Source organism: Neobacillus sp. (assembly GCF_031988165.1).
Lineage (GTDB): Bacteria > Bacillota > Bacilli > Bacillales > Cytobacillaceae > Neobacillus > Neobacillus rhizosphaerae.
Genome location: NZ_DALZYO010000017.1, coordinates 76,492 through 102,786 on the forward strand (window position 1 = coordinate 76,492; position 26,295 = coordinate 102,786).

At 35.8% G+C, this 26,295-nt stretch carries 23 protein-coding genes and 2 pseudogenes; 7 read left to right on the top strand and 18 right to left on the bottom strand.

Annotation, left to right across the window (positions count from 1 at the left end; all coding sequences use genetic code 11):
• Positions 1-49: 49 nt before the first annotated feature.
• From RTR43_RS12265 to RTR43_RS12275, 3 genes are all read right to left on the bottom strand, one after another.
• A complete protein-coding gene (locus RTR43_RS12265) occupies positions 50-2,812 on the bottom strand; it encodes a response regulator (RefSeq protein WP_312472240.1) in 2,763 nt (920 codons plus the stop codon).
• A 532-nt stretch (positions 2,813-3,344) separates the two neighbouring features.
• Positions 3,345-3,782 (bottom strand): GNAT family N-acetyltransferase, encoded by a 438-nt coding sequence (locus RTR43_RS12270; protein ID WP_312472242.1) that lies wholly within the window; start codon positions 3,780-3,782, stop codon positions 3,345-3,347.
• 258 nt (positions 3,783-4,040) lie between these two features.
• The gene (locus tag RTR43_RS12275) at positions 4,041-5,249 is read right to left on the bottom strand and encodes a multidrug efflux MFS transporter (protein WP_312472243.1); all 1,209 of its coding nucleotides are present in this window, start codon (positions 5,247-5,249) and stop codon (positions 4,041-4,043) included.
• A 185-nt stretch (positions 5,250-5,434) separates the two neighbouring features.
• Between RTR43_RS12275 and RTR43_RS12280 the strand changes: the two genes are divergently transcribed.
• Both RTR43_RS12280 and RTR43_RS12285 read left to right on the top strand, forming a co-directional pair.
• Positions 5,435-5,998: a TetR/AcrR family transcriptional regulator gene (locus RTR43_RS12280; RefSeq protein WP_312472246.1), complete on the top strand. Its 564-nt coding sequence runs from the start codon at positions 5,435-5,437 to the stop codon at positions 5,996-5,998.
• Positions 5,999-6,099: 101 nt separating this feature from the next.
• On the top strand, positions 6,100-6,840 hold the full coding sequence (locus RTR43_RS12285) for an MBL fold metallo-hydrolase (RefSeq protein WP_312472247.1): 741 nt from the start codon (positions 6,100-6,102) through the stop codon (positions 6,838-6,840).
• A 237-nt stretch (positions 6,841-7,077) separates the two neighbouring features.
• Here the strand turns inward: RTR43_RS12285 and RTR43_RS12290 are convergent, their stop codons facing one another.
• The 3 genes from RTR43_RS12290 to norA all read right to left on the bottom strand — a co-directional run bounded on the left by RTR43_RS12290 (position 7,078) and on the right by norA (position 9,702).
• Complete coding sequence (locus RTR43_RS12290; RefSeq protein ID WP_312472250.1) at positions 7,078-7,587, bottom strand: MepB family protein; 510 nt, start codon at positions 7,585-7,587, stop codon at positions 7,078-7,080.
• The gene (locus RTR43_RS12295; protein ID WP_312472251.1) at positions 7,580-8,461 is read right to left on the bottom strand and encodes a MerR family transcriptional regulator; all 882 of its coding nucleotides are present in this window, start codon (positions 8,459-8,461) and stop codon (positions 7,580-7,582) included. Before RTR43_RS12295 ends, RTR43_RS12290 begins: the two co-directional genes overlap by 8 nt.
• A gap of 77 nt (positions 8,462-8,538) precedes the next feature.
• Entirely contained in the window at positions 8,539-9,702 is a 1,164-nt protein-coding gene (gene norA / locus RTR43_RS12300; protein ID WP_312472252.1) for a multidrug efflux MFS transporter NorA, read from the bottom strand.
• Positions 9,703-10,203: 501 nt separating this feature from the next.
• Between norA and RTR43_RS12305 the strand changes: the two genes are divergently transcribed.
• Positions 10,204-11,235 carry an ABC transporter permease gene (locus RTR43_RS12305; RefSeq protein ID WP_312472254.1) on the top strand — a complete coding sequence of 344 codons (1,032 nt, stop codon included), beginning with the start codon at positions 10,204-10,206 and terminating at the stop codon, positions 11,233-11,235.
• A gap of 1 nt (position 11,236) precedes the next feature.
• Positions 11,237-11,923 carry an ABC transporter ATP-binding protein gene (locus RTR43_RS12310; protein ID WP_312472256.1) on the top strand — a complete coding sequence of 229 codons (687 nt, stop codon included), beginning with the start codon at positions 11,237-11,239 and terminating at the stop codon, positions 11,921-11,923.
• A 371-nt stretch (positions 11,924-12,294) separates the two neighbouring features.
• Here the strand turns inward: RTR43_RS12310 and arsC are convergent, their stop codons facing one another.
• The 5 genes from arsC to RTR43_RS12335 form a co-directional block, all read right to left on the bottom strand.
• Positions 12,295-12,717: an arsenate reductase (thioredoxin) gene (arsC, locus tag RTR43_RS12315; RefSeq protein ID WP_312472258.1), complete on the bottom strand. Its 423-nt coding sequence runs from the start codon at positions 12,715-12,717 to the stop codon at positions 12,295-12,297.
• A 51-nt stretch (positions 12,718-12,768) separates the two neighbouring features.
• Complete coding sequence (arsB, locus tag RTR43_RS12320) at positions 12,769-13,827, bottom strand: ACR3 family arsenite efflux transporter (protein ID WP_312472262.1); 1,059 nt, start codon at positions 13,825-13,827, stop codon at positions 12,769-12,771.
• Positions 13,828-13,852: 25 nt separating this feature from the next.
• Complete coding sequence (locus RTR43_RS12325; RefSeq protein ID WP_248734949.1) at positions 13,853-14,131, bottom strand: ArsR/SmtB family transcription factor; 279 nt, start codon at positions 14,129-14,131, stop codon at positions 13,853-13,855.
• 449 nt (positions 14,132-14,580) lie between these two features.
• Positions 14,581-15,444: a DMT family transporter gene (locus RTR43_RS12330; RefSeq protein WP_312472264.1), complete on the bottom strand. Its 864-nt coding sequence runs from the start codon at positions 15,442-15,444 to the stop codon at positions 14,581-14,583.
• A complete protein-coding gene (locus RTR43_RS12335; protein WP_312472265.1) occupies positions 15,431-16,351 on the bottom strand; it encodes a DMT family transporter in 921 nt (306 codons plus the stop codon). Before RTR43_RS12335 ends, RTR43_RS12330 begins: the two co-directional genes overlap by 14 nt.
• 119 nt (positions 16,352-16,470) lie before the next feature.
• On the opposite strand from RTR43_RS12335, the gene RTR43_RS12340 reads away from it, so the two are divergent.
• Positions 16,471-17,811, top strand: a complete 1,341-nt coding sequence (locus tag RTR43_RS12340) for an aminotransferase-like domain-containing protein (protein WP_312472267.1) — start codon at positions 16,471-16,473, stop codon at positions 17,809-17,811.
• 235 nt (positions 17,812-18,046) lie between these two features.
• Here RTR43_RS12340 and RTR43_RS12345 read toward each other — a convergent pair whose 3' ends face one another.
• On the bottom strand, positions 18,047-18,628 hold the full coding sequence (locus tag RTR43_RS12345) for a TetR/AcrR family transcriptional regulator (RefSeq protein ID WP_312472268.1): 582 nt from the start codon (positions 18,626-18,628) through the stop codon (positions 18,047-18,049).
• A 100-nt stretch (positions 18,629-18,728) separates the two neighbouring features.
• Positions 18,729-19,096 (bottom strand): annotated as a pseudogene (locus RTR43_RS12350) (ester cyclase).
• Between the two features lie 423 nt (positions 19,097-19,519).
• Between RTR43_RS12350 and RTR43_RS12355 the strand changes: the two are divergent.
• Positions 19,520-20,743, top strand: a complete 1,224-nt coding sequence (locus tag RTR43_RS12355; protein WP_396954570.1) for an MFS transporter — start codon at positions 19,520-19,522, stop codon at positions 20,741-20,743.
• A 243-nt stretch (positions 20,744-20,986) separates the two neighbouring features.
• Here the strand turns inward: RTR43_RS12355 and RTR43_RS12360 are convergent, their stop codons facing one another.
• The gene (locus RTR43_RS12360) at positions 20,987-21,232 is read right to left on the bottom strand and encodes a hypothetical protein (protein WP_312472271.1); all 246 of its coding nucleotides are present in this window, start codon (positions 21,230-21,232) and stop codon (positions 20,987-20,989) included.
• Positions 21,233-21,792: 560 nt separating this feature from the next.
• A complete protein-coding gene (locus RTR43_RS12365) occupies positions 21,793-22,374 on the bottom strand; it encodes a TetR/AcrR family transcriptional regulator (RefSeq protein WP_312472273.1) in 582 nt (193 codons plus the stop codon).
• Positions 22,375-22,586: 212 nt separating this feature from the next.
• Between RTR43_RS12365 and RTR43_RS12370 the strand changes: the two genes are divergently transcribed.
• Positions 22,587-23,792 carry an MFS transporter gene (locus RTR43_RS12370; RefSeq protein WP_312472274.1) on the top strand — a complete coding sequence of 402 codons (1,206 nt, stop codon included), beginning with the start codon at positions 22,587-22,589 and terminating at the stop codon, positions 23,790-23,792.
• Positions 23,793-24,289: 497 nt separating this feature from the next.
• Here the strand turns inward: RTR43_RS12370 and RTR43_RS12375 are convergent.
• The 3 genes and pseudogenes from RTR43_RS12375 to RTR43_RS12385 form a co-directional block, all read right to left on the bottom strand.
• Positions 24,290-24,493 (bottom strand): annotated as a pseudogene (locus RTR43_RS12375) (hypothetical protein); the annotation flags it as partial.
• A gap of 166 nt (positions 24,494-24,659) precedes the next feature.
• Positions 24,660-24,920, bottom strand: coding sequence for a hypothetical protein (locus RTR43_RS12380; RefSeq protein WP_312472275.1), 261 nt, complete (start codon positions 24,918-24,920; stop codon positions 24,660-24,662).
• Positions 24,921-25,008: 88 nt separating this feature from the next.
• Positions 25,009-26,205: an oxalate decarboxylase family bicupin gene (locus tag RTR43_RS12385; protein WP_312472276.1), complete on the bottom strand. Its 1,197-nt coding sequence runs from the start codon at positions 26,203-26,205 to the stop codon at positions 25,009-25,011.
• Between the last annotated feature and the right edge of the window lie 90 nt (positions 26,206-26,295).

The window sequence follows — 26,295 nt, forward strand, 5'->3', positions numbered from 1 at the left end:
GGCTCGGTGTTTGCTTTTGTGAATTTTCCCTTTTTTGAATCGTAATCGCTTATCCTTCCTTTCTATACAACCATACATGCATAAGCGAGAATAACTGATCTAAGTTTAATGGCTTACTGATATAGTCTGTTGCTCCTGCATCTAAACATTCTTCTCGGGCATGTTTCATCGCCTTTGCCGTAAGGGCAATAATCGGTAAGGATATAAACTTATGATTGCTTCGAATTGTACGTATTGCCTCAAATCCATCCATTTCAGGCATCATTATGTCCATTAAAATAATATCTGTATCTGGATTACTATGTAAAACTTCAATTCCTTCACGGCCATTGTCGGCCACAATAATTTCCATTTCATACTTCTCTAACGCGATCGTAAGCGCATACACATTTCGAATATCATCGTCGACAATGAGGACCTTTTTATCTTTTAGCGAAGATTTTCCGAGTTGTTCATTACTACTATCTTCTTCATCCATTGTGTTAGTAACTTCCGGTAGGTAATACTTATTCTCGAGGCCTGCAGAAGCTTCCTTCATATAAGATTTCACCTCTTTTGGCTCGTTTACTTGGTCGTAAGGCAGATATAAAGTAAAGTTGCTGCCCTTTCCTACCTCACTCGTTAACTCCATAAACCCACCTAATAAATAGGCTATTTCTCGGCAAATAGATAATCCGAGTCCTGTACCACCATACTTTCGACTTGTCGTTCCATCTGCTTGTTTAAAGGCATCAAATATCGTCCCTTGTTTTTCCCTAGCTATGCCAATTCCTGTATCAATCACGGAGAAGGCTAGCATAAATTCTTCTTCATAATTATTCACAAGAATTGGCTGCCGAGCGGTTTCTTTTATTACCTTCTGAACAAGTAGTGTCACACTGCCACTTTCAGTGAATTTAAAAGCATTTGAAAGCAGATTTTTTAGAATTTGCTGTAAACGATGTTCATCCGTATAGAAAATTGATGGTAAATCAGGTTCCACATGAACGATAAATTGAATATTTTTCTTATAGGCAATTGGTGAAAATTGCATCATGATGTAATCTTCTACACCATGTAAATCTACTTCGCTATGAATCACGTCTAATTTCCCTGATTCTACCTTTGCTAAATCGAGAATATCATTGATTAAATGTAATAAATCATTCCCAGATGCATAAATGGTCCGAATATATTCCTCTTGTTTGGCTGTAAGATTGCCCTCACCGTTTTCGGAAAGGATCTGTGCTAAAATGAGTAAACTATTAAGTGGCGTTCTAAGCTCATGGGACATATTAGCAAGAAACTCTGATTTATATTGGGAACTAATTTCTAATTGTTGCGCTTTTTCTTCAAGTTGCTCTCTTACTTTCTCTAACTCTTCTTTTTTATGGACTGATGCTGCATATTGGTCCTCCAGTTGTTCATTTGTTGACCTTAACTCCTCTTGCTGTAATTGGAGTTCTTCAGATTGAGCTTGTAGTTCTTCTGTTAAGCTTTGTGATTCTTGTAATAACCTTTCCGCCTTCATGTGATTTAACATACTTTTTAGCGTAATGCCTGTCGTCGGAATGACTTCTTCAATCAACTTGATTTGAGAAGGACTAAAGGATTCAAAGGAGGCAATTTCGATAACAGCAAGTACCTCATCTTCGTATTGGATAGGTAAGATGATAATATTTTTCGGTGTAGCTCCCCCAATACCAGAACGTATTTTTATATAATTATCTGGAACTTGATTTAGAAAGATGTGCTGTTTTTCCAACGCACATTGCCCAATCAGACCCTCTCCCATACGAAAGGATTCAAATTCCCTATTAGGATTAAAAAAAGCGTAAGCAGCTATTTTTTTCAAATACTGCTCGTTTCCTTCCACTGTCTTTATATAAAACACGCCATTACAAGCTCCTACCATTGGTACAAGCTTTGTAATGAACAATTCAGCAAGCATCTGCACATCTTTAGCTTCTGGGTACATCGCTAGAATTTCAGCAATTTTCGATTTAAGCCAGTTGTGCTCTCCTGCCTCTTCTTTTAATTGTTTCTCTCGTTTGCTATGTGCCTCTAGCTTTGAAACCATTTTGTTAAAAGCAGCGGCGATGGCACCAATTTCACCTTTAGAAAAGATCTCTATCCGCGGCAGGGCATCAAGGCTGCTATTGGTCACACTTTTCATGACAGTCGTTACATGGTTGAGATCCTTTGTCATCCCTCTAATGATCCAAATAATGAAGCCTATTCCTAAACACAAACAGACTGCAAGATAAAAATAAATCGTTGAGATCGCCCAATGGTATGTATCTCGTGATCGATAAAGCTCATTTTTCATCTCTTGTTCTTGCAATCCACGTAGAAGTTCAGCAAGTTGAACCATTCTTTCCCCGGTAAGCTTCAAATCATTCAACAGCTGTGGTTGGATTGCAGCTTTAGGGTCGGTTTTTTTAATAGCAATCACTTGCTGTGCCGTAGCTAGATAGGTTTCATGAAGTACTTTATATTTTGTCATTAATTCACGTGATTTTCCTTTACTATCTATTCTTTCAAGCGACTCCATCGCTCTGTTGATATTGATGTTCGATTCTTCCAAAGCATTAATCGACGTAGTCAGCGTTGCATTAGATTGATTGACTGTAATCTCTCTTAACTCTCTAGCAATATTAACCGTCTCGTACTTAATCGTTGCCGCCATATTGATTCGTTCGTATTTATCGGTAACAACTACATCGATATTGACCATAGACTGTTCAAGCATATTCATTAAAACGATTACACAAATTGAAATTAAAACTACTATTGATCCTATGCTCGTATAGAGCTTTGTCCTAAATTTCATACGGCCTCCTGCCTACATTGTCCCTTTACACTAACGTTTCAAACAATATATTTATTTCAAAATTTTCGCACATTTAAAAACATAATGAATCCTTTATTGTAAGGCTTAAATAACTTACCTTTTTACGACAAATTATAGCACATTTTACAAAGCACGAAGTGGTATTATTTTTTGGAAAAAAATGAAAAAGGGATCGGTCTCCCGCCACATTAACGCAGCGGGGGACCGACCCCAAATTCTTGGATAGAAAGGCAGATTATTTTCTGACCTTTCTATCCATTTACTTAATCACTCTTCGTCCCGTGACATAATGAGTGCCATACCATGGAACAAAACGGACATGTTTTGAAAAAGAGTAATCAAAACATGATCTTTCTATCTTCAATTGAAGCATTCTTTTAAAAAGGATTGATCATTTCTGTGACTCTTCTTCCATTAAAGCGCCCTTTTATTGAATAAAGAATTATTCTATATTTCCTTTCATTCTTATAAATAAGGTTGGAACCATAGATCAAATTAAAGAATTTTTCTTTTATAACGGCAAACTCATAGTAACTGTTCTTATATCAAAGCCCATTTTTTCGTACAGTTTAATAGCGTTATTCTCTGAAAAAGCACTAAGACGAACTTCATGGTATCCATGTTGCCTTAGATGGTCAATGGCAGTTCTCATTAATCGTTTAGAAATTCCTTTTCCTCTGTATTCTACTAAAACAAATAGTTCATAAATAAATCCGTTCATCTTATCAGTAAACTGATCTTTACTTGCTCCTATAAGAACCCAGCCCATTAATTTATCGTCTTCTGTAGCTATTAAGTAATAGCTTCCCTTTTCCAGTAGTGGTTCAACAAGTTTTTCTACTTTTTCATTAGTAGGTTTTACTTCACCCAATGTACCCTCAAATACAGCTTGAGGAGAAAGTTCCAAAACCTTTTTGAGTTCCGAATCGATAGGTTTTCTAATATCCATTAATTTAATCAAGTCCTTTCATTATCTTTTAATTTTAGTTTATCATAAAATTCCATTAATTCTTTTGGCGGCTTTAATTAATATGAAAACTAAACTGATCCGTTTAAAAAGCTTGTTAAACAATCTGGCCCGTTTGCGGAACATGAAAAAATCCTGTATATCAACACAGGATTTTTTATAAGTCTGTTTTTGCCGCTTTCATTAATTCAGTTTCTGTTGATATTAAATCTTTCATTTTCTTCTCTTCTATTCATTTAACTATTTGTATGATGCTTCTTCTTTTAAACTAAGTTTTTTATACACTTTAAAATAAACCCACACTGCATTTATCAGTAACAATGCACTTGTAGTAAAAAAAACATAACTGATACCTAAATAGGCTGCCACTTGTCCACCTAAAATGGAACCTCCAAATACGCCTAAATACCCTGCCGACATGGTAAAACCAAAAACCCTACCTGTAAGAGAATCTGGTGTAATTCTCTTAACTAGGGTATTAACAGAAGGAATCAACCCCGCCGTTGCTAATCCTAATAAAAATCGAAGCACCACTAACTGCCAAGGATTTTTTACAAAGGCTTGTGGTATCATAATTAATCCTGCCACTACCAGTGCTGCTAACATAACTTTTTGTGCTCCAATTTTATCAGAGATTTTTCCCAGTCTTGGAGCGGCAATTATATTTGCCAGCCCCGAGGCTGAAAATGCCATTCCAGCTAACAGAGCTACATGACTGGTGTTATGATATAACTGGGTAACATATACTGTTATGATTGGTTCTACCGAATATAATGCAATGGTTAATACGAAAAAGGTCACAAACATGATGATAGTTAAACTTTTTTCCGGAATACTATTCCATATTTCCTTCGCACTAAGCACCTTTTTATCTTGACGAGTAAAGGATTCCTTAACAAATAAGGCAGTTGTTATAAAAGCAATCAGCAGCATGGCACCTGTAATAAAAAATACATTTTGTAGACCAAAATTCTCTCCAATATAACCGCCAATCATTGGTCCAAGCAAAGAACCCGAAATACCTGCAGTTGAAAGTGTACCTAAAGCCCATCCCGCATGTTCTTTATCCGTCTGAGTGGCGATCAATGTAGTACAGGCGGTACTATAACCTGTGATTACGCCCTGCAATACTCTTAATCCTATTAGTTCATATACATTTTGTGCAAAGCCCATACTACAGACAACTACCGCCATACCAAGACTAGCTCGCAAAAGCATTGGTTTTCGTCCGAATTTATCAGCGGCCAGCCCCCAAATTGGCGAGAAAACAGCTGAAACGATAAAGGTAACTCCAAAAGCAATCCCTGAAAATTGCTCGATTAAAGGGGTAAGATGAACGCCGAGGTTTTTTATATAGAGAGGCAATACTGGGGCAATTTGACTCATTCCTACACTTGATACAAACATTCCAAACCAACAAACGATTAAATTTCTTTTCCACATTTTCATACTATCCCCCCACCTGAAAATGCCAATCCATAAACAACTAAGTGGCAAATAATTATCTGTTATTTGATACGATACTTATAAAAATAAACTATAAAATATAATTTGTAAACTATATTTTATAGTTTGTTAAATATAATTTATCATGTTAAACTATTTTTATTAAATAAACTTTGTGGGAGGATTGAATGATAAAAAAACGAAATTTAACCAAGGAAAAAATTATTCAAGCTGCTTTTTTATTGGCTGATGAAGTAGGTCTTAACCAAGTTACCTTCCAAAAAATCGCAGAAAAACTGGATATAAAATATCCATCTTTATATAATCATTTCACTAATGTGGATGATCTCAAAATAAAAATGACGGTATACCTTTTAACTAACTTGAATGCGAAATTAATGCAAAGATTAATTGGTAAAAGTGGTGAACATGCTATCAGAGAGTTTGCCTATGTTTATCGAGATTTTGCTTTTGGAAACGAGACTGCTTATGGGCTTTTTATGAATATTCAAAGTACAGAAGATGAGGAAGTAAAGCGTTTAGCAAAAGAAACTGCCGGTATTATTCATCAGGTTTTAGATTTTTATATCAAGGATGAAACGCAAGTGATTCATAAAAGTCGAGCATTAAGGAGTTTATTACATGGTTTTGTCTCTTTAAATTTCCTTGGATTTTTCCAGAATCCAGTAAATTTAGAAGACAGCTTTCAATTGATGATCGATGATTTTATTTTGTCCGTTTCGAGAAAATAGATAACGGTACTCTCAATGACAAATTTATTTAGCGCTGACAAACCAAGGATATGATTTAAAAAAAGGAGGTGGCGGTAAGGCTCTCTGAGCTTTACCATGAAATGAAAATAGCGAAAGATATAGAAACAATCGAATTGGTTATGAACATGATGGGGCAGCAAAGTGTGATTCATCCGACGCTAATTTGGGATGACAACGAAATCATCTTAGTGGACACTGGAATTCCTGGTCAACTTGGAGAGATTCGCGAAGCAATCGAGAAGGCTGGGGTGTCATTTAACAAGCTGACCAAAGTGATACTTACACACCAGGACCTCGACCATATTGGCAGTCTTCCCGAAATACTAAAGACTGCTGATCATAAAATTGAAGTCTTGGCCCATGAAGAAGACAAGCCCTATATCGAAGGTAAAAAAACCTCAATTAAGATGAACCCAGAACGGGTAGCTAAAAGGTTGGAATCTCTTCCGGAGGAACAGCGTCAGAAAATAAAAACTCTGTTTGCCACACCAATTACTGCAAAAGTGGATAAAACCATTAGCGACGGGGAAGTATTGCCTTTCTGTGGAGGAATCACCGTTATCTTTACCCCAGGACACACCCCTGGCCACATCAGTTTGTATCATCATCAAAGCAAGACACTAATCACAGGGGATGCTCTTGTGGCAGCAAACGGAATCCTCATGGGTCCTAATCCACATGCGACACCCGATATGGAGACGGCACTACATTCGATTAAGAAATTTACGAACTACGATATTGAAACAGTGATTTGTTACCATGGTGGCGTGATCAAAGAAAATGCCAATCAACAACTTTTAGTTTTGGCTGATGCCCAGTAATCAGCTATTTAACATCCTTTGTGTACGAGGGCACCTGTAAAGGTGTTCTTTTTTTTCCCATCACCATTTTCAAAACTACCAGACCCTTTACAATAAGAAAAACCGAAAATCCATCTTTTAAAGATAAGATATTTCGGTTTAATTTTATTTAAAACAGTGCGACTTTTTTATAACCAGTTCAACTTTATTCATACCAACATCAATCATACTTACTCATTTTTATTTAGCGATACTAGTTTACTGAGAATACAGTTCTAATATTTTTTGTATGGGTAAATTATTCGAAGTACTCAAATCAACAAAATAGGGTAACTGCCATTTTTGAGTTGTTATCGCTTGTTTACTAGTTGGATTATCCCAACTAGGATAAATCCTTATTGCCATTTTCCCTTTTGTAATACTCGTTTTAAGGATATTTCGTTTGGCAAGAATTTCTTTCGGAAAAATAAATTGCCCAAACTGATTATTACTCATAGAAGTATTGATAACCAATAACTCAGGAGCCTTTTCATATGAAAAGGCTTGATTCTTATTATTTTCGTCTTTTTCCCAAAAGGCAACAAACTGCCCTACTTTATTAGGTGTTATTTTTGCGACTCTAAATCGAACTGATCTAGAATTTAATTGAAAGGTTCCAGCACCGTAATCCGAATTTTGATTTTCTTCTTGAATTGATTTTAAAGTTAAATGATTAGGTTCATAAATTACTTTGTTTACATGAGTTAACGCTCTATAAAATTTATTCACTTCTATACTCCTTATTCAACTTTCCTTTGTTCGTAGCTTCTGTCACGCGCATTCTCATTTCAATCAGAAATTCTTCTTGTTGATTCGGAGAATTATGAACGTATATTAAGGACTCATATATATCACTGATAACCGTTAATTGATGGACCGCAACATAATTAATTAGTTTTTGTAAGTTTAAAAAGTAATCTTCGGTTGATAAGCTGTTAAACGTAATACATACGTATTTACCTTGTGGAATTTTTGCAACTTCCGTATCTTGCTTAAGTAATGAAATCTGTTTATTTGATAAAACAGGTGTAAATAAATATTGATAAGTAACTTCATCAATATGTGTATAAGGCTGATAGGAGAAAATGGCACCATAACCATTGTTTCTAAAACCTTCTGTCGACGCAGCAAATTTCTTCAATTTACTGTAAGAAGCATGTAAAATATTTTTCGGATCAATTCCTTCTGCCTTTGTCTGGATAATTTGTATTTCTTCTTCATACGAAAGAAACACTTCACCAAGTGCAGGATATTCTTTTTGCCTTTGCAACCCCTTTTTAGCATTCGCAATAATTTGTTCGATTTCTAATAAAAAATCGATTTTTTTCCTTACATTTTTTTCTTGTTCCGTTAAAAAGGCGAAAAAATCATCTCTCTTTAATCCTTGTACTTTTTTCATTTCTTCTAATGGTGTACCAATATATTTTAGTGATTTAATTAGATCCAGAAGGTAAATTTGAGAGTCTTTATAATAACGATAGTTAGTATCCGGATCGATATAAGCGGGTTTAAATAAGTTGATTTTATCGTAATAACGCAGGGCCTTAATCGAGATATTCACTAGTTTTGAGACTTCACCGGTTGTGTAAAGCTTTTCCTTCATTTCTATCACTTCCTTACTCTAAGTATAGCAAAGAAGCGTATTCTTTTCGGTAAACAAAGAATACGCTTTTTGATTACTTAAGCAGGACGATATGCTGGCCCTTTCCAAGCAAGGGTTAACCCAATACCAGATGCTAATAAGACTGTTGCAAAATAAAACGGATAGTTTAAATCGATATCGAATAAAATCCCGCCAATAATTGGTCCAATTACATTACCGATACTTGTAAACATCGAATTCATACCGCCAACAAATCCTTGTTCATTGCCAGCAATTTTTGATAAATACGTTGTTAAAGCTGGTCGTATTAAATCAAATCCGAGAAATACTGTTATGGTAACAAGTAAAATCGTAAAGTATGTGTTCACGAATGTTATTAAAAATACAAGGATCGTCGAGAGAATTAGGCTATAACGAATTAAACGAATTTCACCCCACCATTTAGTAAAGTTATCAAATAATGCAACTTGAACAATCGCACCTATAATGCCTCCGCCTGATATCATGATGGCAATATCCTTCGATGTAAAGCCAAATTTATGATCGACAAATAGTGCGAATAACGATTCAAAGGCTGCTAAACCAAACTGTGAGATTAAAATAATCATAAAGGATATAAAATACATCGGTGCAAAAATACGTTTAATCCCTGTTTTTTTCCCTGTTACTTCTTTATTTTCAGTATATCGTTCTGGCTCACGAAGTGCGATAATAGATAAAATGGCCGCGAATAATCCTAAGCCTGCTGCAAAGAAGAACGGTAAACGAGAACCAATCTCTGCTAAAAAACCGCCAACACCAGGGCCAACAATGAAACCTGTTGAAATAGCTGCCGACATATATCCTAGCGCTTTTGCCCGTGTATCAACTGTTGTAATATCTGCAATAAATGCTGTTACAGCTGGCATCACGAAGGCTGCACTGACACCACCGAGCATACGAGAAATAAAAAGAACCTCAACTGTATTTCCGATTCCGAATAAAAACTCTGAAATACTAAAGATTATTAGACCATTAATGATCATTCTTTTTCGCCCAAATCGGTCTGCCCAACGGCCCGCAATTGGTGACACAATTAACTGTGTGACAGCGAAAGCAGCAACCATATAGCCGACAACTGATCCAGATAAATTTAACTCATTCATTATTGTAGGAGTAACTGGAATAACAAGGCCAATTCCTAAAAAGGCAATGAATAGATTCATTAATACTATAGCTAACGTCATTTTTTGTTTTTGCATATTGTTCTACTCCTTTAAAAAAACCTTACAAAACATAATGTAAACCCTCCCCTAAGGGGAGAGTCAACGAATTTATTGTCTTTTCTATCGGTTTTGTCCTGAATCCACGCTTTTTTAGTGTATAACTGAAATAATATGCTTTATTTTCCTTCTTCTATCACTAACTTGCCCCTTCAATACAATAAAAACAACAAAATCCTGCATGATCAATACAGGATTTTGAGCATTTACGACATCGCTTGTTAACAGTTCAACCCATTTAATATCATTTGTGTCTTTAGAATATAACCTAGATTTCCTTTTTTGACTCCGTTTAGAAATACTTCCTTACCTTCTAATATTTCTCTAGGTTTTCATATCCCGTAACGCTAGTTTCAAATCAATAGAACCTACCTCCACTCAATATCATTTCAATTTCGCTTTAAATGTAATTTCATGTTCATCTTCTATTCACATAACGATTATAAACTAAGGATGTCAAAAGACATTGGAGGAATTAAGATGAACATAGCATGGAAAGAAATTAAAAAAAATAAAGTACGGTTTATGATTTTAGGTTCAATCGTTTTTCTTGTTAGTTTATTAACATTTATTATATCTGGTTTGGCAAATGGATTATCACAGGACAATGCTGCGTTAATTAAAGATTTACCCAACGGACAATTTTATATGTCGAAAGATGCAAACGAAACCTATAATATGTCCAGAATAGATAGCAGTATTCAAGATAAAATGTTAAGCAAACAGAAAGATGCTGTAGCATTTTCAATTCAAATGGGATTTTTGAATGATCGTGCTGGTAAGCAACAAAGCGTCGCCTTTGTTACATCGACCGATTCAAGTTTGTTTAAAAATGTTAAAAAAGGGGAAATCGTACTAGATCGATCTATGGAAGATAAAGGTATAAAAATTGGAGATACCCTAACGAATAATCAGTACAGTGGCAAGTTTATTGTAAAAGGTTTTGTGGACCAGCGTAAATTCAGCCATGCACCTGTCGCTTATATTAATATGGATGCCTACAAAGAAATTTACCGGGTCAATGAAATGCAATTGATTTTCGTACCGGGAGGAGATTCAACTCAAGTCGCTGGCTTACAATCATTTTCGAATAATCAGTTCCTTAATACAATTGCGAGTTATAAAGCAGAGCAGATGTCCCTAAATATGATTGTTTGGTTTTTGGTTATCATTAGTGGAATGTTGTTTGCAATCTTTTTCTATATGATGAACGTTCAAAAAATTGGTTTATACGGTATTCTCAAAGCAATCGGTGTAAAAACAAGTGCCTTGTTTAAAATGATGTGGACACAAATGTTGTTTATTACCGTTATTGCACTTGTTTTATCAGTTTCACTCAGTCAAGTTTTTAATATGATTGCACCTAAAGGAATGCCTTTTAGCTTAACTACTGATACAACAGTACAATTATCGATAGTCTTCTTAATTATCGGTTTTATTGGAGCTACACTATCAGGTATTCAAATAAAAAAAGTCGAACCATTACAAGCAATTCAACAAGGAGAGGTTTAATATGGCAATATTTACAATAGATGAAGTTAGAAAAACATTTACTAATGGTGAAGTGAAGGAAGAAATACTAAAAGGAATTAATCTTTCCCTTAGAGAAGGAGAGATAACAGCATTAGTGGGTGCATCAGGATCTGGTAAAAGTACACTCCTTACAATAGCAGCAGGACTTCAACCCGCATCAGATGGCAAAGTAATATTCGAAGGAACAAATATGATTAATATGAGTGCAGAACAAGTACGGAAAGTACGAGCAAGTAAATTTGGTTTCGTCTTTCAATTTGCGCATCTTGTTCCTTTTCTCACAGTAGAAGAGCAACTGATGCTCATGCTGGATGTATCTGAATCTAAATTAAAGAAACAAGAACAGAAAAAAGAAGTTGACAAAATACTTAAATTAGTTGAAATGGACCATCGAAAAAATGCTTATCCTTCTTCATTATCTGGCGGGGAAAAGCAGCGGGTTGCCATTGCTCGTGCGATTATCCATAAACCAAAAGTTCTCTTTGCGGATGAACCAACTGCAAGTTTAGATTCAAAAAGGTCTAAAGATGTTATGATGTTAATCCGAAATTTAACTAAAACGCTAAACATTACTACCTTAATGGTTACACATGATGAAGAAATGCTTTCTTATGTTGACTCTATCATTAAAATGAGCGATGGACAGGTTCTGCAAAATGTAGTTTAAATTTTATCAGTCATATCAGCAATTTTTTACGAAAAGATTCAATCATTACAGCAGAAAAAATTGGCTTTGAACAATTGCCAATGTACCCTGGTCATTTCATTCCATTTGAAGAATTTTAAATAATAAAAGAAGGACGTTTTAAGACCTATTGTCTTATGAACGTCCTTTTTTCGGCAATATACTATCGAATGATGTCCTTTTAGAAGGTTCACTATCTACAGAGATTGTACCTTATGAGCATGAACAAGTTTATAAACAATTGCCATTCCCTTTTCATTTAAAAAACTTTCTAATAGTTGTTTAGCTCCATCAGTTTTTATTATTTCTTTAAAGAATAAACCAAAAGAATGCACTCTTGGTTATTGGTTATATTATTCTCCTGTTTCACTAAAACGGTGGATTCTATCTCCAATCTCATCACGGACACGCTGAAAGAATGCCCACTTTTCCTCATCTGTTCCTTGTGCTTTTGCTGGGTCGTCAAATCCCCAATGAACTCGTTTTACTTTTTGGGGGGTAATTGGGCATTTGTCAGCTGCGTCACCACATAGCGTTACAACTAAATCTGCATTGTTTAAATAAGCTACATCAATAATATCAGAAGTATGATTTGAAATATCGATTCCAGCTTCTTTCATCGCTTTTACAGCATTGGGGTTTAACCCGTGTGCTTCAATACCCGCACTGCGTACTTCCCACTCATCACCTAAATATTTCTTTGCCCAACCTTCAGCCATTTGGCTTCGACAAGAATTTCCTGTACATAAAAAATAAAGTGTTTTTTTATTTCCCATTAAAAAAATCCCTCCTGATTCTCCATTTATGATTAAGTAAATAAGAGCTCTCTATAATTTAATAGTTTCAAAATATTTCTTTCCCCACCGTAATGCTACATTAACAAGGGCAATGAGGACAGGAACTTCCACTAACGGTCCAATTACGGCAGCAAAGGCTGCACCACTGTTAATCCCAAATACGGCTACAGCAACAGCAATCGCTAATTCAAAGTTATTACTTGCAGCCGTAAAGGAAAGTGCAGCTGTAACTGGATAGGAAGCACCCGCTTTACGTGATGCAAAGAAAGATACAGTAAACATAATTAAGAAGTAAATAAGCAATGGAATCGCAATTCGAACCACATCAAGTGGTAAAGCAATAATCTGATCACCCTTTAAAGAAAACATCATGACAATCGTAAATAATAAGGCAATCAACGTGAAAGGAGAGATTTTCGGTAAAAACTTGCCTTCATACCATTCCTTTCCCTTTATTTTTAATCCGATAAAACGTGTTAACATTCCCGCAACAAACGGGATGCCCAAATAAATAAGGACACTTTTTGCGATCTCCCACATCGAAATCACGATCGCCATATTTTCTAATCCAAATACGCCAGGAAGGACATTTAAAAAGAAATAAGCAAAAACAGAATAAAATAAGATCTGGAACACAGAGTTAAATGCTACTAATCCCGCTACATATTCACGATCTCCACGAGCTAAATCATTCCAGACAATGACCATGGCAATACAACGAGCGAGACCTATCATGATTAAACCTGCCATATATTCTGGTTTATCATGTAAAAAGATAATCGCTAAAAAGAACATTAAGAATGGTCCTAACAACCAGTTCTGAAATAAAGAAAGCAGAAGGACTTTCCAATCCTTAAAAACGCGCCACATTTCTTCATACTTTACTTTTGTAAGTGGTGGGTACATCATAATAATCAATCCGATGGCAATCGGAATATTCGTTGTTCCGACAGAAAAGGTATCCAATACGGTTTTAAAATTTGGTGACACCACACTAATAATGATTCCAAACGCCATGGCCGCAAATATCCATAGTGTTAAATATCGATCTAGAAAGGATAACTTTTTCGTGACACTTTCATTTGACATCTTCTTCACTCCTTCTAGGTGTTCTTTAACAATCACATTTTATGATTGATATTTCTTCCAACTGATTAATAATGGCTTGAATATATGGTGGTTGCATTTCATTTAATCGATAATGCTTCCATGTTCCTACTGGTCTTTCGACAATAATTCCAGCCTCTTTTAACTTTTTCAATTGTTGACTGACAGCAGGTTGAGAAATATTTAAAACATCAACAAAATCACAAGCACATACTTCCCCTTTTTTAAGACAGGCTAACAGCTTTAAGCGATTAGGATCACTCACGGCTTTTAATTGTTTCGCCATCAATTCTATATTGTTCAAATTATCTTTCCTCCCTTTTACATAATTATTTACTTATATAATATTTCACTTATATAAAGATTACAACGGGTATTTTTTGTAAAATAGAAAAGATATTTTTTACATTCTAGAACTGAAATGTTTATCTTTTTGTAGTTTTGAAATAAAGTTTGATAAAAAATACCTCGTAAACCCATATTTTATGAGTAATAAAAAGAATCCATTTTGAAAAAAATTGATCAAAATGGATTCTTCTCCAGCAGATATAAGATTGGTTTTTTAATGGAATACCATGACTAGGGATATAAAACATCAACAAAAGCAAAAAAGAAGAAACTTGTATGAATTAATACGCTAGCAATTTTAAGACGCTCAAAAAAGGTAACCAAACTTTTTCAACCACTAAAATCTACTTTATGCAAAGAGATTCGCATTTAATGATCTTTTATAGCCTATTTTCCAAAAATATCCTTATTCGAAAATAAAACAGCTAAAAGAATGATAAATATGCCAATCTTATGTTGCAAAAGTAATGGTTCATTTAAAATGAAATAGCCTAAAATCACGCCAATAACTGGGACAATATAGTTGCTGAAAGATGCAAATAGCGCTCCCTCTTCTTGAATCAAAAGATTATACAACATGTAGACAATTCCTGCGTGGAACATACCTAGAATGATAATATATAATATTTGTGTATTATTTATGTTCATTTGTAACGGCTGTTCAAAAAGAAATACCAATGGTAATAAGACGATACTTGCAATCCATAAAACGTTTCTCATATGGACCACAGGAGAACCACCTTCCAATTTTTCCATTAGAATCAAAGACACCGCAAAACTCATAGCAGCAAGAATGAGTAACACATTTCCAAATATATTCCCTGAAAGATTCATCATTCCTTGAGTTGGCCACGATAAGGTAACAATTCCTATAAATCCTAGAATGATGCTAACTATTTCTAACTTCCTTACTATCTTTTTGAAGAACAATGCGAAAAATACTAAAGTGAAGATTGGAACCATTGCGATGAGCATAGATGCAATACTACTTGATACATATTTTTGACCTTGCGCAATAAGAATAAAAGGCAACACAACTTCAAAAAGTGCAATCCAAAAATATTTTTTAAAATTGTCTGTGTTGTTTTCTTTTGGTAGGAACAGACTAATAACTGTTAAACAAATTGCACCAATGAGTGCTTTCAAAGCGGACAATGTAATCGAACCTAAATCATTCGTTACTAATTCTACGAAGAAAAATTGAGAACCCCAAATGCAACTTATTACTAGTAAGAGGCTATACTTTTTCATTGTATTTGCCCCTTGCACCAAAGTAATTTGTACCAACGACTCCTATAATGATAACAATTGTTCCAACTAGGTGGTATAGATGAAATTCTTCCTTCAAAAAAATTACACCTGCTAAAATTGTAATGAGCGTAGCAAAATTACTGAAAACGCTCATTTTAGACGCATCTATTTTTGATAATGCATAGTTGGAGAGATATGACGTTCCTAAAGACGATAGTACACCTAAATATAAAATGGCAACCACAAAATCTAGGTGCCCAAAAGGCTGCATAAATTGATGGATTGTACCATTTATCAAATGGTTTGTCAGTGCAAGTCCATTAAAAGCAATAAACCCAAACAAGGTCATTATATATGTGATGGTGAATAACGAATAGCGTTGTGTTAACTTTCTGGCAAATACGTTGTATAGTGAGGCTGTAAGTGCTGAAATTAAGATTAAACCACTCCCGAGTAGACTTGTATTTTTGTCCCCTCCCCCGTTCATATACATAATATACATCACACCGAGTACCGATAAGCTAATAGCTATTTTTTGACCACGTGTAGATGTTTCTTTTAAGAAGATACTTGAAAAAATTAACGTAAAAATTGGTACTGTTGCTTGAATAAGTCCAGCTTCAGATGATGACGCATGCACTAGTCCAAATACTTGAAAAGTAAAAAAGAATGTCGGATATAAAATGGCTAACATGGCAATTAGCAGTACATCCTTTTTTGTTACTTTTATTGATTCTTTTTTAAACACCATTAACACTGTGGCAGCGATCCATGCAATTGTAAACCGATGAGCCAATGTATCTAGTGGTGTTGCAACCGTTAATGTCACTTTGACAAACATAAATGATAATCCGATAATTATTGCATAGATAGTTGCTGCAATATATGCTTTTCTTTTTTCAATCATATCGATTACTCCCTCTATATTTATCCGGCCGGTAGCATTATCGTAAGAGAGATTAGCAATTTTTACGATATAAAAAATACACATCTGTACCGATACAGATGTGTACGTGGAGGAATATTATGCTCAAATATGAATGGATTTATCAATCACTTCTTCTGCAAATTCAATCTGGAGATTTACCGGCAGGTGCAAAATTACCCTCTATTCGAAATTTATCACAGCATTATTCTTGTAGTAAAAGCACGATATTGGCTGCTCTAAAAAGATTGGAGGATCAACATATTATTTATGCCAGACCAAAAAGTGGATATTATGTTGTGGAAAATCAAGTTTTCACAACACCATCATTCACTGACAGCATTGACTTTGCCACATCATCTCCAACATGGCACGCATTTCCTTATAAAGACTTTCAACATTGTATTAATAAAGCAATTGATACCTATCAAGAAGAATTATTTCGCTATGGCACCCCAAAAGGTTTGCCCTTACTAATTACAGAAGCTAAAAAACTCTTAGAATCTTATCAAGTATTCACGCGTTCTGAACAGATTTTCATCACTTCCGGTGTTCAACAGGCTCTTTCTTTGCTGAGTATTATGCCGTTTCCAAATAATCGTTCTACCATTTTAGTTGAACAACCAAGCTATCATTTATATTTGGATATGCTAAAAACCTATCGCCTGCCAGCAGTAGGCATCCAACGTACAGCGAAAGGTATTGATTTAAATCGACTAGAACAAATATTTCATGAAGAAGATATTAAATTTTTTTATACAATGCCACGTTTTCATAATCCTTTAGGGACGTCATACAACAAAAAAGAAAAAGAGGCTATTTTACAGTTAGCTCACCAATATAATGTGTTTATTATAGAAGATGATTATTTAGCAGATTTTGAATACAATCTGAAGAACGATCCTCTTTTTGCAGAGGATTTACACGAACAAGTCATCTATTTAAAAAGTTTCTCAAAAATTATGTTTCCGGGGTTAAGAGTGGGTCTAGCAGTTCTTCCACAAGCTATCATTAATACCTTTCAAAATTTCAAAATGACAGCGGATATCGACAGTTCTATGATTTCACAAGCCGCATTATATCTCTATTTGAAAAGTGGTATGTTTGAACATAATAAAACGAATGTAAGTAACATTTATCATGAACGCGCGAAAATCCTGCATCAATCTCTACAAAATCATTTATCTATGTACGACTCATCATCAGAAATTGTTATGCACGGTCATATTGTGTTGCCTAAGCAAGTGAATATGAAATCATTTATACATCATTTGCATGAACAGCATATATATCTGGATTTAGTTGAAAGGAACTATTTAGATGACTTTTACCATGAACGGATTTTGAAGTTGAATGTTTCGAATGTTGACGAACATCGAATTGAAGAAGGTATTAAGAAAATTGCAAGCACATTAAAAAAACCTGAAAACTACTTTTTATAACAAGGAATCGCTTTCCTTTTCCAAATCGCTATAACAAATTTAGTGGTTTTTTCAATCTGCGTAAATATAAAAATCATCCATTAAATAAAAGAACCAAAAACGTTTTTAAAAAAAGGCAACCCACATATTAGTCATGACTTATATGTGGGTTGCCTTTTTTTTATGTGTAATGAATGGTGAGTAAATTAGTTCCATTTTCATTTTTTTTAGAAAATAAACAGGTACTTTCTTCTATTTATTTTATTAATGATAATAGCATAGATAAAGATTTATCTACGAATGATCGCTCTGGATGAGATTTCAATAACACAGTAATTCCAATTAATGTAACAACTAATGTCTGGGCTAAGGCTTTAACATCTAGATTGCTCTCTAACTCACCTGATTTAATACCTTTTAGAAGGGTTTCTTGAAATATGACTGAAAGATACATCTCATGCTCCCTTGTAAGTATTTCAAATTTTTCATCGTGAGGGGCAAGTTCTACCATTGTATTAATACAAAAACAACCCTTACTTACTTTTTCCTTATACTCTTCTTCTATCAATTCTTCAAATAGATAACGAAATGCTTCCTTCACAGATTTAGTGTTTTGCAGTTTTGTTCTTATGAGGGAGGCATGCAAATTTGTATATTTACGTAATGCAGCTTCAAACAATCCCTCTTTGTCTCCAAAAGTTGCGTATAAACTGGGTCGTTGTATACCCATTTTAGCCGTTAAATCGCTAATCGATGTAGCAGCATATCCCTTCTCCCAAAAAAGTTCCATAGCATCATCCAATGCTTTTTCCTTATCAAATTCACGCTGTCGAACCACGGTAACCCTCCTTTACAAAAAATGAGTATCTCACTAATATCTAATCTTGTTCTTTATGATTTTTTATTTGTTCAATAACTCCAAATCTATCCACTTGAATTCAATATTCCACAATTTTTTGTTCTTCTAGTCGGTATATGGCACTACCTATTTCAATAACTTCTTTATTTGTAGGAGGGTAACCCTCATACTCTCCAATATGCATTCCAACCTGTTTCATCTAACATAAACTTTTTGATTTTGAGTGAGTGGTTCTTGAATTTCAATTTTAAAGTTTCCCCATACATCCAACATTTCTTTTATATGGTTTGCATAATTCTTGGGTGATCTTATTATTGTCACCATACTTTCTGAATTCATTTGATGAGCTTTTACCTCTTTTGCCATAAAAGTTTCAGCTTGTTCCGGTTTGTTACCTGATCTGACAACTTCGAAGAATCTTTTTATAATCTGTTCGTTTGTCTGTATTGGTGAAGGCGAATTTTTTAAAGAAGTTTCATCACTGAATTCATTTATATCTATTGATTGATTCAGTTCATCAATTGCTACGTCCGTATCAAATTTTCCTTTTTCAATCATATCAAAACCTCTTTATATTATACCAATCAGTACATTTTAATTTTATTCATTTACATCCTTTTTGTCAATATTGGATGGTTTTTCATTTAAACTCTCGACTTGAAATAATAAAAGATGTGCTTCTATTGATATGTTAATTGGCCAAATTCTTTAATGAACAATAGATAAAATTCAAAACTAACTTGACACCTAATTAAGTTAAGAGTTATATTTACAAGGCATCATTTTGTACTGAATGGTATATTATACTTAACGGTAAAATAAAAGAAAAGGAGATGTAATAAATTGAAGGTTAAAGAAAAAAAAATAAAAATTACTGAAGATTTTGCTACAAAAACGGATGAGTTACAATTAGCATCCAGTTCAACCATGTCTCGATATACAGAACTATTATTAGCAATAGCTTGTGGTATGGCTGTTGCTAACATCTATTTCGCCCATCCATTACTCGACTCAATAGCAAGTGAATTCATTATTGAACCCTCGACCATTGGAATCGTAATTACAATTACTCAGATTTGTTATGCACTAGGACTGCTGTTATTGGTCCCTCTGGGTGATTTATTAAATCAACGACGTGTGATTATTGGTCAAATGTTAATGTTAGTTGTTGCTTTAGTTGTTGTTGGTATAGCTCCTACCAGTATAGTGTTTTTCATTGGTATTGCAGTGGTAGGTTTGCTTGCCACTGTTACACAAACTCTAGTCGCATATGCATCAATGTTGGCTGTTCCTGCTGAACGTGGACGAGTACTTGGTTTCGTTACAAGTGGAGTTGTCATTGGCATCTTACTGGCAAGGACGTTTGCTGGTATAATGGCTGATCTTGGAGGTTGGCGTTCTGTCTACCTTTCTTCAGCTGTGTTAATTCTGATTTTGATTGGCTTATTACACAAAGAACTTCCGGGTACTGTTTACAAGCGTCCATCTCTATCCTACCCAAAGTTGTTACATTCTGTTCTAATGTTATTTGTTCAAGAAAGGATTCTGCTTATTCGTGGGATATTGGCACTTTTGATTTTTACTGTTTTTAGTACTTTTTGGACTTCATTGGTGTTACCGCTAAGTTCTCCACCTTACTCATTTTCACATACTGCTATTGGAGCATTTGGTCTGGCTGGAGTTTCTGGAGCATTAGCTGCCGCACGTGCTGGGCGACTAGCTGACAGAGGATTAGGACAACTGACAACGGGCGTAGCCTTAGTGTTATTAATCTCATCATGGTTCTTTATTAACTTTATTAACTATTCAATTCTCGTATTAGTTATTGGCATTATCCTTCTTGACCTTGCTGTACAAGCAGTTCATGTCACCAATCAGAGTTTGATTTTTACAGTGCGACCTGAAGCAAGAAGTCGACTTACTGCTGCATACATGGTTTTTTATTCTATTGGCAGTGCAACGGGCTCAATAGTTTCAACCAACATATACGCAAACGATGGATGGAATGGGGTATGTTTATTTGGTGTCTCTGTCAGTGCTATGGCACTTGTATTTTGGGTGGCTACCTACCGTCTCACTAAAAGGGGATTATGAAGAAATAATTTCGTTGTAGATGATATTTTTTAAAAAGTAAACAAATGGGGATAGAAATTAATTCTATCTCCTTTTTACTTAATTTCAGAAACTGCACGTTTATTTTCACCCTTTTTTCTAACCTTTTTATATTTAAGAGAAGATTATCAATTTCCATATTCAATTAAATGGCCCTTAAATGGAAATGAGCGCTTATCCTTGTTCAAGGAAAGCGCCCTTTAATGGAATACATCTATGGAAAACCTAACCAGCTATTCCGTAAGCTAATAATAAGAAATATACACAAACTAACACCGCACCATTAGATAATACACCAATTGCCCCCGATAACCACCTCTTAGAAATTACAGCAAAAATTATTCCGAGTAGTGAAAGAGAACCTAAAATTATAATTATTAACGGCAAATCTCGGTTCGGTCCTCTGAGAATAAAAAACATAAGTACGCTTATCAAAACCATTAGAATTGATAAAACTCCAAATTTATTCATATGGAATTCCCCCATTTAAGTATTTTGTTTTTACATCTACTTCATAATCCTGCCCGTTAATTCATTTACAATTATTTTAGAGTTTGATAATTTGCACAATCACAAATTTCCAGAAAATGGACTTGAAATGAAAAATGAGCGCATATCCTTGCTACAGGAAAGCGCCCGATTGTGGAAGATTACTAAAGCTTCTATTAGCTGGTTTAGTTTAGTATCAAACTAATCAGTAGGTTCTTCTTCTCGAAATGGGAATGCCAATTTTCAAAAAATCATTTTCAGCTTCTTTCCAAAATGCAACAATTGGAAAACCACGAAAAATCTCACTCTGAACTACTTCTTGATTTATTTAAAATCCCTAACAAACACCTTTTCCTCCAAGGGAAAGTCTCTTACTTTGAATTTTTCCATTCTTAACCAGTAGATAACAACATCTTTCCTATGGCATATCATAACTTGAGTAACCTGAAATTTAATATCATTAGTTATTGCAGAAATCTACCTTAACGATCTGCTTCCTTGAATTCACCTCGTCAGTAAAGCAAAGGGTAAGATTAGAGTATCTATTCAATCGAATTAATTCCTGTAAATGAATATTTCACTAAATTTTCAACATAAACATCATCCAAATTTTCACCTATCACTAGCAATCTATAGAAAATTGGCCCGTAAATGAGGTCAATGCTTAAATCGAGATCGAGATTTTCTCTCAATTCCCCGCGCTGAACCCCCCGTTCCATAAGATGCTTAGCCTCAAGCCGGCGAGGATGGAAGTATCTGGTCCGGTATGCCTCCGCTAGCCCTGAATCAAATTGCCCTTCACCAATCAGCTCCTTAATGATTTTACCCTCTCGACTGGTCAAAAACCGAGCTAAACTAGTGGCATGGTTTAGTATGTCATTAAATACTGAACCCGTGTCTGGCACCGGCAGTCTTGCCGCAGCAGCAGATAGAAAGCCGTCCATAACAACGGCTGCTTTGTTGGTCCACCATTTATAAATGGTGGCTTTACTAACCCCGGCCCGCTCAGCAATTTTCTCTACAGTTACCGATCCAAAGCCATTTTCCAGCAACAATTCATATGAAGCAGAAAGGATAGACTTTTGCGTTTCAACATTACGTGGACGTCCTCTTTTGGCCTTCACACGAATCCTCCCCTTTACAATAAAAACTATACGGTCATTATACTAAATATTCAACGAAAAGAAAAAAATAAACTATTTACAAAACTGTACGTTCAGTATATCATTTAAACATGAATTACTAAACTATACGTTCATTATTTAATTTGTGATGGCAGTACTGAATATTGCTAGCCCTGCCGCACACAAAAAAAATGAAAATAGGGAGGATTACAATGCAAACGAATCAATTTATCGAGGGTAAACGCATTTCAAGCTGGATTATGTTTCTGTTAGCGTCTGCATGCGGTCTTATTGTTGCCAATCTTTATTATGCGCAAACCCTGGTAGGACCTATCAGTGTCTCTACAGGGCTTTCTTCCGCAGCAGCAGGATTAATTGTCACCTTAACACAAATCGGTTATGTTGCAGGGCTGCTGTTTATCGTACCGCTTAGTGACATTATTGAAAATCGGCGCCTCGTGGCAGTATCACTAATTGTTGTGGTATGTGCATTGCTTGCGGCAACATTCGCCCCCAATGCGCTATTTTTCCTGACTGCGTCCCTGTTTATTGGACTGGGATCTGTGGTAGCCCAAATACTGGTTCCCTATGCCGCCCATTTAGCGTCTGAAGAGCAGCGCGGCCGCGTGGTCGGAAACGTGATGAGTGGACTCTTACTCGGAATTATGTTTGCCAGACCGGTGGCAAGCTTTATAACCAGTATTTGGGGGTGGCAAACAGTATTTGCTTTGTCGGCGATTGTTATCGCTCTATTGACGGTTCTGTTGTCACGTATTCTCCCTGAGCGTAGACCTTCACCTACGATAAACTACGTTAAATTAATTGTCTCTTTAGGCGCCCTCTTAAAACAAACGCCTATATTGCGCCGCCGTGCCATTTATCAAGCTTATTTATTTGGAGCCTTTAGCCTGTTTTGGACTGTGGTTCCTTTACGATTGGCGGATGATTTCGGAATGTCCCAGCAAGGCATCGCATTGTTTGCGTTGGCAGGTGTGGGAGGAGCGATAGCAGCACCGATAGCTGGAAGACTTGCGGATAAAGGCTGGACCGGATTTTTGACCGGACTGGCAATGGTTATTGCCACCTTGTCTTTTTTGCTGGCATATCTTTTTCAAGGCAATTCAACAACGGCTCTCGCACTGCTCATTCTTGCCGCTATTATGCTGGATGCGGCCGTATCGGGAAATCTTGTGCTTGGACAGCGTGTGATTTATTCATTGGGGAGTGAAGCAAGAGGCCGACTGAACGGGCTTTTCATGTCTATATTCTTCATTGGCGGAGCAATTGGCTCTTCTTTGGGCGGTTGGTCTTATGCCCATGGCGGCTGGAGTTTCACATCTCTAATTGGAGTTGTTATGCCGCTTTTAGCCTTACTTTACTTTCTTACTGAAAAAAGAACCATCTGCAAAGGACGTTGAAACCCTTGCAGACTCCACAAAAGTGGGAGAGCACATTTCAGGCAGTGATGAGGTTAGGGGTTCGATCCCCCTTGGCGCTGTAAACAAAACACCGACTATAGCAGGTCGGTGTTTTTCGTTTTCTTAAATACACTTTTGTTAAATATATTAAATATTAAGTCGTATTTCTTGTTCAACTAAACTCCCTTTAGTTTAAGTATATTTCTTCACAACCTCACCTCAATTCTAACATAAATATCCAGTTTTGTTTGAGAGCCTTACTCCATTAAATGGCCCTTTAATTGAACAATACACATGGAGTTTTAGGGTCAAAAGAAAAACCCTATTAATACAGGGTTTTTAACAATCTCTATTATAAATGATCAAACTTTTTTTAAAATTATCGTACTTTGTTATAAATTATCAAACTTTATTTCAAAGCCACACTTTTTTCATAATAAAAAGGCCATCTTATTAAGAAAAAGTGGCCCTAAGGGGAAAAATGAAATTTGAGAGCATCACTTTGAAGAGTCAACAACAATTTCTACTTTTTGCACATTTGATATGCAACATGAAGAATTCAACTGTTCTTCTTTTAGTTCAACTGAAGATTTACAACAAACTGATTCGTTGTGATTCATATTTTCTACATCCGTTTTTGTATAGAAAAATTCCCACTCATTTCCGTTTGGATCAGTTACCCAAAATTTATCTTGGGTTGCAACTCAATAATAAACACTCAGAAGGCTCAGCCTTTTTTTAAAAAGCGTTTTTACTGGGTCAATTTTGTTATGCTCTTTTTTGGGTTTGAGCTTTTTTACTTTCATGGGAGTTTAAGTGAAAATTTTCACAATACAACTTAGAGTAGATGTAAAACAACTAGGAAATTCATAGAAAGGTTGAATTTTGAAAACCAACACTTGGTTGACAGTAGTTTGATTGCGGGAGAAAATAATTCTTTCCCACGCCAACCTCATAAAGAATTAAATGGTCATATTGAACTTTGAATATTTTTTTATATAACTTGGAAACAGCTTCATCACTTAGGTAAGTTTCTATTAATTCCTTTTCGCCATTTATAGCTTCCCCTCTTGCTTTTATAACATCTTGTGTAATTTCAGCTGCGTAGTCGTAAATTGTCTTGTACATCGCAATCACCTCCACAACTCTATGGATGACCAAATGCTCAAATGTATCGGTTTAAGTAGGTCGGTAGTCAGTTAAATTTTACAATTATCTACCTGTTTTTTGGGTAGTATGAAAACCCTGGATATTTGACAACAGGCCACTTCTCTTTCCGAAGAGAATCGATCAATTCTGAGCCAACATTTAAGTTGCTTTTAACTAATTCTTTAGGAGTAAGTGCCATCCATTGATTTAGTGACACGTCTACAAAGCGGTTGCTTTTGAACATCTCTAGAAACCATAATGTTTCAGTACCGGTGTTTTGAATATAGTGTCCAGTAGCAAATGGTACGTATCCGACATCACCAGCTCTATAATCAAATGTACGAGCTGCACCGTTTCCTATAAATACAGTCATTCTCCCTTGTCCAGTAAGGTAATACTGCCACTCGTCGTTATTGGGATGCCAATGTAGTTCTCTCATTCCACCAGGCTCAATCTCAACGAGTGCTGCTGCGATTGTTTTTGAAATTGGAAAGTTAGAAGAGTCCACAATTCGTACGCTACCACCAGGCGTTTTGATGGCTGTTTGTTTCAACAGCTCGTACTTGAAGCTTAAAGGCACTTCACCGTAGGGAGACTGGACTTCTTGATTTTCCAATGAACCTTCTGGTACCTCCCCCTGATAGATATATACCTGTTCAGAAGGAATGGAGTTAAAAGCACTCTCTGGCACTCCGAAATTAGCCGACAGAACCTCTTTTGGAGTATGTGCAAAACAATCGGAAATGGATAAGGTGGAAAGATCGGTAAAGTTTCCGTCATCAAAGACGAGCAGGAACTCGCAATGCTCCAACCCTTGAATCGAATGGGGGATTCCTGGAGGGAAATACCAAAGATCACCCGGGCCAACGTCGGCGATGAAATTTCGTCCGTTTTGGTCAACTGCTGTTATGCGTGCCCGTCCTAACAGCATATAAGACCATTCTGCTTGTTTATGCCAATGGAGTTCACGTACTCCGCCGGCCGTTAAGCTCATATTTACTCCAGCAAGTGTGGTCGCAATCGGAAGTTCTCTCACCGTGATCTCACGGGACCATCCCCCGTGATCTAATTTCATAGAAGTATCTGAGAATGAGAATTTCAAGTTAGGAAGCAACCCTGCATCCGTAATGGGTGGGACGAGCATATTCGGATTTTGAAGATCCCGCATAACATTACGCGGGCCGGAATCAATCCCTCCAGCTCCATCAATTCGGATAGGTTGAGGTACATTTCCACCCACTGGATTTATAGTTCGTTTGTCCATCAGTATGCTCCTCTAAGGGTTTATTAAGGAAATATCTTTTGTCATAGTGTATGACTTAGGCTTCAATTGGTTACTGTGCCTAGTGATAAA

What these genes read in the sequence shown, in the direction of transcription:
- RTR43_RS12265 (WP_312472240.1), bottom strand. Translation starts at nt 2,812, where the DNA reads ATGAAATTTAGGACAAAGCTCTATACGAGCATAGGATCAATAGTAGTT.
- RTR43_RS12270 (WP_312472242.1), bottom strand. Translation starts at nt 3,782, where the DNA reads ATGGATATTAGAAAACCTATCGATTCGGAACTCAAAAAGGTTTTGGAA.
- RTR43_RS12275 (WP_312472243.1), bottom strand. Translation starts at nt 5,249, where the DNA reads ATGAAAATGTGGAAAAGAAATTTAATCGTTTGTTGGTTTGGAATGTTT.
- RTR43_RS12280 (WP_312472246.1), top strand. Translation starts at nt 5,435, where the DNA reads ATGATAAAAAAACGAAATTTAACCAAGGAAAAAATTATTCAAGCTGCT.
- RTR43_RS12285 (WP_312472247.1), top strand. Translation starts at nt 6,100, where the DNA reads ATGAAAATAGCGAAAGATATAGAAACAATCGAATTGGTTATGAACATG.
- RTR43_RS12295 (WP_312472251.1), bottom strand. Translation starts at nt 8,461, where the DNA reads ATGAAGGAAAAGCTTTACACAACCGGTGAAGTCTCAAAACTAGTGAAT.
- norA (WP_312472252.1), bottom strand. Translation starts at nt 9,702, where the DNA reads ATGCAAAAACAAAAAATGACGTTAGCTATAGTATTAATGAATCTATTC.
- RTR43_RS12305 (WP_312472254.1), top strand. Translation starts at nt 10,204, where the DNA reads ATGAACATAGCATGGAAAGAAATTAAAAAAAATAAAGTACGGTTTATG.
- RTR43_RS12310 (WP_312472256.1), top strand. Translation starts at nt 11,237, where the DNA reads ATGGCAATATTTACAATAGATGAAGTTAGAAAAACATTTACTAATGGT.
- arsC (WP_312472258.1), bottom strand. Translation starts at nt 12,717, where the DNA reads ATGGGAAATAAAAAAACACTTTATTTTTTATGTACAGGAAATTCTTGT.
- arsB (WP_312472262.1), bottom strand. Translation starts at nt 13,827, where the DNA reads ATGTCAAATGAAAGTGTCACGAAAAAGTTATCCTTTCTAGATCGATAT.
- RTR43_RS12325 (WP_248734949.1), bottom strand. Translation starts at nt 14,131, where the DNA reads ATGGCGAAACAATTAAAAGCCGTGAGTGATCCTAATCGCTTAAAGCTG.
- RTR43_RS12330 (WP_312472264.1), bottom strand. Translation starts at nt 15,444, where the DNA reads ATGAAAAAGTATAGCCTCTTACTAGTAATAAGTTGCATTTGGGGTTCT.
- RTR43_RS12335 (WP_312472265.1), bottom strand. Translation starts at nt 16,351, where the DNA reads ATGATTGAAAAAAGAAAAGCATATATTGCAGCAACTATCTATGCAATA.
- RTR43_RS12340 (WP_312472267.1), top strand. Translation starts at nt 16,471, where the DNA reads ATGCTCAAATATGAATGGATTTATCAATCACTTCTTCTGCAAATTCAA.
- RTR43_RS12360 (WP_312472271.1), bottom strand. Translation starts at nt 21,232, where the DNA reads ATGAATAAATTTGGAGTTTTATCAATTCTAATGGTTTTGATAAGCGTA.
- RTR43_RS12370 (WP_312472274.1), top strand. Translation starts at nt 22,587, where the DNA reads ATGCAAACGAATCAATTTATCGAGGGTAAACGCATTTCAAGCTGGATT.
- RTR43_RS12380 (WP_312472275.1), bottom strand. Translation starts at nt 24,920, where the DNA reads ATGTACAAGACAATTTACGACTACGCAGCTGAAATTACACAAGATGTT.
- RTR43_RS12385 (WP_312472276.1), bottom strand. Translation starts at nt 26,205, where the DNA reads ATGGACAAACGAACTATAAATCCAGTGGGTGGAAATGTACCTCAACCT.